Consider the following 8,068-nt stretch of genomic DNA (forward strand, 5'->3'; position numbering starts at 1 on the left):
ACGCCCGGATTTCCTAGATTTCTGCCGCTTCCACGTCAATCAGCAACACGCGAAACGCGCGGAGAGCCACGGTTTGCGTGGGCACAACGGGGGGCACAGTCTGTTCCCGTAATGCCCCTGCCCCGCCCTCGTCAGACCATTGTCGACACTCCGCGCCAGCCAACACCACACGCCGAGCATCATCGACGCACGCACGACCACCAGGTGGCACAATAAGCGGCACAGTCGTCACGCTCGGTTTGACGTGCGTCAGCCAACCGGCCGTGCCTCTATCAGCGATAAAGCGGCGGGGCTCGCCATGCAGAAAGTAGCATGCGGGAAAACCATAACATCCATAATATCGACGGTTTTCTGCGGGTTTGCGCCATAACAAACACCATAATATTTCTATAACCAGATTATACCTCTGAACCCTAACCAAGCGGTTGGAAAAAACCGTGGAATATCAATGGGATTATGGTTGAGCCTGAAAAATGTTATGTCAGATTATAGTTCGACCATAACCTAAGTATTCCTTGCAAATCAGGCACTTAGGTGCCATATTCGGGTGGCGGTTATGGATGTTATGGTTTTCCCGACACGCACCTAGGATGTAGCGGACCGCGGCATCGGTGACGTTGTTCCGCAACCGGCCGAGCGGGGGCCTCCGACTGCACCGATCCGCACCTTTGCAGAGGCCATTCGGCGGGGTCAGAACCCCAGGATCTAGGCCGTCCAAATCGGCAAAGTGGCACCGCACCGAAAGCGACTCGAAAAGCGGGCGGGCGAGGAGGGGGGAAAAGCGCGCAATTTGGGGTTGCAACGATCGATCGTCGTTGCGCAACATTGTTACGTCCCCGCATCGACCTCGGGGGTGATGGTCGGCGCCCTCGACGGGCTCGATGGGCCTGCCGTGTGGCGCGCACGCGCGAGCGCCTCCGTGAAGTCGATCGTCTGGGTCACGTCCACCCGCCGACAGATCCCTGCAAAGCTGGCGAACGCATCGTTGCTACGACCCGTGTTGGCGCGGTCTACGCTAAAGGCGGGCTCGTCATTGGTGATGGACCGCCAGAATGCGTCGAACACACCGCGGTCGCTGTTGAAGAATTCCGTGCGATCGTTGCTGACGCTGTAGAGATAGGCGAGCGCCAGACGGACACCCGGCAAGGGCGGGCGCAGCGGGGCCTTCATGCAGGCATGCGCCGCGGCGTCCAGCACGCATAGAGCCCGGAACACCAGCACGTCCGGGGGCAGCCGCGACGTCACCTGACGGCGTGCCCCTGGTCGAGCGCATCGACCGCCGCGGTGGCCAGCTCGATATAGGTCTGCCGCCAGTACGGGAACGCCTCCGGCCAGGGCCGATCGTCGAGGGTGCCGTGCCGCCGGCTCTCCCACATGGCGCCCGCGACCCGATCGATGACGGCATCGCGATCGTTCGCGGTGCACAGATGGCACCGGCTGCCCATCAATAGCTCAGCCAATCCATCTCGGCATCGTCGAGCGCGGCGAACGCATCACCGTCCGCTCCCATGTCGCGCAGGCGCTTGCGCACAGTCTCGACGTCGCCAGCGCGCGGGAAGGCGCGATCCGCGCGTGCTGCCTCGGCGATGCCGTCGACCCAATCCCCCCGATCGCGCTGCATCATCAGCCATGCGCCGAACGCCGGCCGCTCTTCCCCATGCCTGTCCATCATCGTGCGACTCCTGCTGCTCGATGGATCGGCTCGGTTCTCCGGCGTTTCGGGTTGATACGCGTCAGAAGAGACCGGCCTTGAGATCTGCGATCAGGGTTGATGGGTCGAAGCCGGAGCCGACGAAGTAGTGGTCGCCCTCCACGTCATCAGCCCCGGCGTCGTCGTCCAGGACGTCGTGCAGGAACCCGGCGCCGGTCTCCATGAAGTGCATGTCGAGCTTCCACTTCGGGATCAGCGTGCTGTAGCGCAGGATCGCCTTCGCCCGCAGCGTCTGGAAGTCCATGCCGTTCGCGGCGCGGTTGATATCGCCGATCGACCGGTTCATCCGCTCGACGGTCCCACTGGTCCAGCGGTGGTCGAAGTAGCTGAAGATGAACTTCCGCTCGCGCTGGACCATCTTCATCAGCGGCATCCATTCCTGCATCTGGTCCTTGGACCGGACGAACTGGACCCACTGCTTGTAGGCGCTCTCCGCATCCTCACGGGTCGGCGCGTCATACCAGTAGTAGAACGATTCCTTGATCGCGTAGGCGTCGGCCAGCCGGCGGCTGTGCGACAGCACTTCCTCGATCCGGTCCTTCTGGCGGTCGGTCACGCTCTCGTAGTGGCGGTCGAGCAGCCGGATCATGCCCGGCATCTTCTTGCGGATTTCGACCGGCAGCTTCGGCGTCTCGGACAGTCGGACCTTGAGGAACCAGTGGTTCGCCTTGGTGAGCACGTGGAACTTGTCGACGACGATCGTCGCCTTCGGGAACAGGTCCTTCGCGATGCCCTTGTAGCCGCCGGCCATGTCTTGGCACCACACCTCAACGTTGTCCCAATTGTCCATGCGGTCCAATCCGCGGCGGATTTCCGACCCGTTGTTGCCAGGCAGGACGTCGAGCAGCTTCGCGTTCTCGACATCGACGATGACGCCGCGCAGATTACCGAGCAGCATGTTCTCGTCGACCCCGAAGACGCGCGGCGCCTCGTATCGATAGTTCAGCAGGACGTCGTTCGCGTGCGCCCTGAAGACGCGACGAGCGAGCTTCTCCTCCACGCCGAGCACATGGACCGTGTCGGCGAAGGTCCGCTTGATCGTTGCCAGCTCGATCGCTTCGCGGAGCCGCGACGTCATCATGTGATTGTCGTCAACGTGCGGGACACGCTGATAGAGCGTCGTGTCGCAGCTCTGGCAGCGATAGCGCTGGCGGCTCACCTGCAACCACGTCGGCGCGGCCTCGATCTTGAGATCGCGATACCGGACGATCTTGTTGCCGTTTTTCACCAGCTTGCGAGCCAGGCAGCACAGGTCGACGTCGAACTTGTTCGGGGCGCAGTCGACCTGCACCTCGATAACCTCGCCGTGGTCACCGTGGATGAGGCGTGGATCGCTCACATCGAAGTCGGGAAGACGTAGCCAGTTCAAGCCTTTTCCTCCCGGCGCTCCACCTCTGCCAACACTGTTTCGCGAAGGAATGTTGATTGCGGCTCCCCTGGTCGCAGCACGGCGTTCAGCCGCTCCAGACCTCCCTCAGGCAGGCGCACGGTCAACTTGCCGCCGCCCTCCGCATTGATTCGCTTCCGCCCCACAGGTCGCTTGATAGATGCCGTCATAATTTCAGTCGAGCCTCCATTTTGTTGCCGTCACCTATTGACGGATAGTTGCCGTCATGTAAATAGATGACGGCAACTATGGAGGTAAGGCAATGCCGTTCGACGCCACTGATCTAGAGATCGCCCGCCGCGAGCACGCAGCTGAGATGGGCGAGGTCAGCGCATCCGATCGTGCATGGTATGCCTGGTGCCGGAGGGCTGAGCAGTGTCTCGCGGCGCTCGGCTGGGACGAGAAGTTCACCGGAGGCCCTAAAGCCGGTCAATCTTGCGGCCTTGACGGCGCAGATGCCGAGACCGGCTACTCGCTCGACAGCGCATATGACGCATGGGAAGCGGGCAAACCAGTTGCGGCCTACATGGGCCAAGTGAAACGCGCGCGACAGGGCCTCGGACTGTAATGGCCCGCGCAGTTACGATCTACGCGCTGCTCGCCGAAGAGGAGGCCGATCCCTCCTTTTATCCTACCGCGAAACTTGCGCGGCAGGCATTTGACTGGCTTGTCGAAGAGGGCGGCGAGCCGACCATCCGCCGCATCAAGGTGCCGCTGACTAGACAGGGTTTGTGCGATGCTCTGAATGATTGGCCGTCGCTATAGGTGACATCGACGCCTGTGTTCACCTTCAGCGCCGATGCCGGGGTCGAGGCTAATGGACCGGGGACGCCCCATCAACCCGAAACGCCGTAGCCTGTGCTAGACCCCCGGCCCGGTCCATCAACCCAATATGCCGGATGACCATCGGCTCATATCATGTTCCGCTTATGTTCCGCTAGGTGCCGGCGCCGGGGAACACGATCGATCCCCGGCGCCGCTGCGATCAGGCGTTGGCCGCCGCACCTTCGGTGAGCGGGAAATTCGAGATCAGCAGCTCGGCCGCGCGCGTCGAAGTCTTCGCTCCCACCGTGTAGGTCGTCTCCACCGCGCGCATGGTGAAGGCGGCGAATGTCGATCGCACGCCGGGGGCATCGTTAAGCGACATCAGGAAGCGGCCCTTCATACTCGATAGCACGAAGGCGAGCCGTTCGAAGTCGGCCCGGCCGAACACGTCCTGCCCGTAATCCGTCTCGCACCCCCAATATGGCGGGTCGAGATAGAACAGCATGCCCGCCCGGTCATAGCGGGTGACGAACGCCCCAAAGTCGAGCTGCTCGATCACGACACCCGCCAGCCGGTCGTGGATATCGGCGAGCATCGGCTCCAGCTTTGTGACGTTGAACCGGGATGACACGGTGGTGCTGACGCCAAAATTGCGTCCCGCCACCTTACCGCCGAACGCCAGCCGCTGGAGGTAGAGGAACCGCGCCGCGCGCTCCAGGTCGGTCAGCGTCTCGGGCGGCGTCGCCTTCAGCCGGTCGAACTCGGCCCGGCTGGCGACCCGGAACCGCAGCATGTCGATCAGGTACGGATAGTGCCGCTGAAGCACGCGGAAGAAGGTCGCTACGTCGCCCGACACGTCGTTGATGACCTCGACGCGCGGCCGGGATCGTCGGCGCAGGAACACCCCGCCCATCCCGACGAAGGGTTCCGCATAGCCGTCGTGCGGCACGCGATCGATGATGGCGGTCAGGCGGGACGCGAGATTGCGCTTCCCGCCGATATAGCCGGCCGCGGGCGCGACCGGTCGAACGATGGTGGTGGACATGTTGGAAAAGCTCGCCTTGTAGAACTCCCGCCCGGCGCGAGCCGGGTGCGGGATGGCCGGTTGGCCGATCGTGTCGTGGCGAGCTGTCGTCTCGTCGGTTCGCCGGGCTGCAACCCGGTGTCCCCCGCCCGGCTGACGCCGGACGCAGAATCAGGTGGCGGCGGGCTGCGCGCGCGGCTTGAACCGCACGGCTTCCACGCCGAGCCAATCGTTGATGTCGAGCAGCCGCGCCTGGAGCGGCGCGATCTCCAGCTCGAAGAACATCGCCGTGGCCTGGAGTGGGTTGCCGAGCGCGCTACCCTGCGCCGGCACGATCCCGATGAGCTGGGGCGGCACGCGGTGCGCCGCCAGCACGTCGTCGCGCGTCGCGTTCTTGATGCCGAGGAACTCATCCTTGGCGCCCACCTCGGCGATCGGCAGGATCTTCAGCGACCCGTCTTTGCCGCCCGGCGCGTGGACGAACAGGTTGCGGAAATTGCCCGGCCCCTTCGACTTGCGCAGCGCATCCTTGATCGCGTCGGTGTCGTTCGCGTCGATGTCGCCGGTGGCATAGAGGATATAGCCGGCATGGCTGCCGTTCAGATAATAGCGACGCCGGAACAGCGTGGCCGCTTCATTGAGCAGCGCGGATTGCAGCGCGCTCAAATATTCGGGGACGCCGTAGATCTCCTGGTTCACGTCGGGCTGCATCACCTGAACGATGCTGCCCGGCTCGAACTCGGTTTCCGGCACGTTGTAGGGCGCCCAGAAGAACGTGCCCGGCACGACGCCGCGCCGGGTGAACTTGGCTGGCGCGTGCATCATGCGCAGCGGCCCACCCACGAGGTTGCGCACGCACTGGAGATAGCCGTTGCCGAACACGAGATAGTCCTGGACGAGCTTTTCGAACTCGCCGCGGCCGAGCAGCGGCGTCGGGTCGAACGACCCCACCAGCAGGTTGCGCTTCAGCATGATCGCCGAGCTGTGATGCGGCGAGACGCGGAACGCGCGCGCGAGCCCGTCCATCGGCAGCGGCGGAACGTACCACCGTCCGTTTGTCCAGCATTCGACCATATCCACGAGCATGTGCTGATCGAGCACCGGCTCCGGATCGCCGAAGGTGAACGCTTCCACGCCGCCCTCGCGCGCGACATGCGCGACGATCGCGCCCGGCTTGGCGGCGCCGCTCTCCGCACGCGTCATCGCGCGCGCCCTGCCCGGTCGCTTGCTCATTCGAAGATCTCCATGCGCGTTTTGCCGCGGGCCTGCCCGTCGAGCGGTTCGTTGATGAGGATGTGCATGGCCGCCCAAGCGAGATCGGCATGGCCGACATCCTCGCTGCGGCCCGCCTTGAACGTGATGGCGCGGCCCGATCCGGTCAGCGCCTTCTTGATCGACAGGAACGCCGATTGCAGGTCGATCCAGCCGGCGTCGAATTCGATGCGCTGCCGTGCGAAGCTGTGCTGCGCCTTCATCACCATGGCCGTTTTCGCCTCGAGCGAATATTCGATCTTGGTGAGCCCGCGCACCTTGCCGATCAGGAGCTGGTGGACCGCGGCCCCCACGCCGTTGGCGTCGATGCCGAGATAGGTGCAATTATAGAGGCGCAACCGGGCAAGGATGAACTCGGCCTGCGACTGAAAGTCGCCGCGGAGCTGGTGGCGCTCGATAAGCTGGAACTTGCCGCCAGGGCCCGAAGGCGGCACGCCGATCACCAGCGAGGCGTTGTCGCCATCCTCGCCCCCGGTCGGATCATACCCCGCCCAGACGTCACGGTCGCCGGCCGGCCGGCTGCTGAGCGGGTTGAACCACGGCCAGTCGATCATGGTATCGACCGTGCAGCGCTGGATCTCGTTGAACTTGAAGGCCGAGAGGCTGTCGTCAACGAACTGGCACATCAGCAGGTTAGCGAACTCGTCGGGCGCATATTCCACGCGCAGCTCGTCGACGTCGAACAGATCGCAGCCGCGCGCGGCGGCATCCTCGATCGTGACGATCTGGCGCCACACCTTGTCCTCGCACAGCACGCCGGCCTGGAGCCGGGCGTGGCTCGTGTCGATGTCGATCCGGTCGGCCTTCTTGACGCGCCGGTTGCGGCGGTCGCCCGTCCAATAAGGGTGCGCCTGGTGCGCGACGCTCGACGGCGTCGAGAAATAGGTGCGGCGCCAGCGCTTGTGCATCGCCATGGCGCTGGCGACCTTGTTCAGCTCTTCGAAGCCGTAGGTCCAGAAGAACTCGTCGAAGTAGAAATTGCCGTGATAGCCCTGCGCAGTGCGCGCGTTGGTGCCGAGGAAGATCAGCTCGGCCGCTGGCTCGCCCTCGGGGATCGTCTCCGCGGTGAGGACGATCGGGTCACCCTGCAGCTTCACGCCGACGCGCGCCGCGAACTGGATGATGTAGCCGCGGAAGATATGCGCCTGCGCCTTCGACGCCGACAGGAATATCTGGTTGCCACCCCCGCGCAGCGCGTCGAGCAGCGCCTCGCGGGCGAAATACCATGTCGCGCCGATCTGACGCGACTTCAGGATCATGCGGGTGCGCTGATCCTTGGCGGCCCACCAATCCTCCTGATAGCCGAACAGCTCGGCCTCGAAGATGCGCTCCAGCTCCTCGACCTGCTCGGTCGTGAAATGGTTCTTCGGCGCCTTGTCCTTCTTCGGCCCCGCGTTGCGGTTGCCGACCTTGTCGTTCAGGTCGCCGGCGTGGCCGCCCGGCGCCTCATAGCGGCGCACCTTCGCGGTCGAGACGACCTGCCGCATGAGCAGGTCTATCTCCTTGTAATCGCCCCCGGTCTTCTGATCCTTGGCGATCAGCGTGTTGAGGCGGCACTCCAGCGCGTCCTCGATCTTGGTGAGCGAGGGTGCCTTGTCCCACTCATCGCGGGCCTTCCACGATTTCACGGTTTCGGCGTTGATGCCCAGCTCGCCGGCAATCTGGGTGCACCCCCAGCCCCGCCAATAGAGGCTGCGCGCCTGCCGCCGCGCGTCCACCGGGATCGGTAGCGCGGTGGCGGGCAACGGCATGCCGGTATCGGGCGGGAGCTTGTCCATGGAGGCGCGAGCCTAGCCACGGCCACCCCCGCGATCGCAGCGCCCGGCCTTGTAGAAAGGCTTTCTACAAGGTGGCGAGCTTGAGCCCGGCGCCACGATCAGTGCCTGTTGCGACGGTCAGCGCGGCCCCT

At 64.2% G+C, this 8,068-nt stretch carries 9 protein-coding genes; 2 read left to right on the forward strand and 7 right to left on the reverse strand.

Going from position 1 to position 8,068, the window contains the following annotated elements:
• Window positions 1–828: 828 nt before the first annotated feature.
• The 4 genes from OXQ95_RS18445 to OXQ95_RS18460 form a co-directional block, all read right to left on the reverse strand.
• Window positions 829–1,197 (reverse strand): hypothetical protein, encoded by a 369-nt coding sequence (locus tag OXQ95_RS18445; protein ID WP_267383081.1) that lies wholly within the window; start codon window positions 1,195–1,197, stop codon window positions 829–831.
• 44 nt (window positions 1,198–1,241) lie between these two features.
• The gene (locus OXQ95_RS18450; protein ID WP_267383083.1) at window positions 1,242–1,445 is read right to left on the reverse strand and encodes a hypothetical protein; all 204 of its coding nucleotides are present in this window, start codon (window positions 1,443–1,445) and stop codon (window positions 1,242–1,244) included.
• Window positions 1,445–1,672 (reverse strand): hypothetical protein, encoded by a 228-nt coding sequence (locus OXQ95_RS18455; protein WP_267382277.1) that lies wholly within the window; start codon window positions 1,670–1,672, stop codon window positions 1,445–1,447. Before OXQ95_RS18455 ends, OXQ95_RS18450 begins: the two co-directional genes overlap by 1 nt.
• 61 nt (window positions 1,673–1,733) lie before the next feature.
• Window positions 1,734–3,080, reverse strand: coding sequence for an ISL3 family transposase (locus OXQ95_RS18460; RefSeq protein ID WP_267382275.1), 1,347 nt, complete (start codon window positions 3,078–3,080; stop codon window positions 1,734–1,736).
• 280 nt (window positions 3,081–3,360) lie between these two features.
• Between OXQ95_RS18460 and OXQ95_RS18465 the strand changes: the two genes are divergently transcribed.
• Window positions 3,361–3,666 (forward strand): hypothetical protein, encoded by a 306-nt coding sequence (locus tag OXQ95_RS18465; RefSeq protein WP_267382273.1) that lies wholly within the window; start codon window positions 3,361–3,363, stop codon window positions 3,664–3,666.
• Window positions 3,666–3,863 carry a hypothetical protein gene (locus OXQ95_RS18470; RefSeq protein ID WP_267382271.1) on the forward strand — a complete coding sequence of 66 codons (198 nt, stop codon included), beginning with the start codon at window positions 3,666–3,668 and terminating at the stop codon, window positions 3,861–3,863. The genes OXQ95_RS18465 and OXQ95_RS18470 overlap by 1 nt, the downstream gene beginning before the upstream one ends.
• Window positions 3,864–4,083: 220 nt before the next feature.
• Here the strand turns inward: OXQ95_RS18470 and OXQ95_RS18475 are convergent, their stop codons facing one another.
• The 3 genes from OXQ95_RS18475 to OXQ95_RS18485 form a co-directional block, all read right to left on the reverse strand.
• Window positions 4,084–4,908 (reverse strand): DNA adenine methylase, encoded by an 825-nt coding sequence (locus tag OXQ95_RS18475; protein WP_267382269.1) that lies wholly within the window; start codon window positions 4,906–4,908, stop codon window positions 4,084–4,086.
• Between the two features lie 150 nt (window positions 4,909–5,058).
• Window positions 5,059–6,120: a phage portal protein gene (locus tag OXQ95_RS18480; RefSeq protein ID WP_267382267.1), complete on the reverse strand. Its 1,062-nt coding sequence runs from the start codon at window positions 6,118–6,120 to the stop codon at window positions 5,059–5,061.
• Window positions 6,117–7,937 (reverse strand): terminase family protein, encoded by a 1,821-nt coding sequence (locus tag OXQ95_RS18485; protein WP_267382265.1) that lies wholly within the window; start codon window positions 7,935–7,937, stop codon window positions 6,117–6,119. Before OXQ95_RS18485 ends, OXQ95_RS18480 begins: the two co-directional genes overlap by 4 nt.
• Window positions 7,938–8,068 lie beyond the last annotated feature (131 nt).

This window comes from Sphingomonas sp. GC_Shp_6, assembly GCF_026540835.1.
Classification (GTDB): domain Bacteria; phylum Pseudomonadota; class Alphaproteobacteria; order Sphingomonadales; family Sphingomonadaceae; genus Sphingomonas.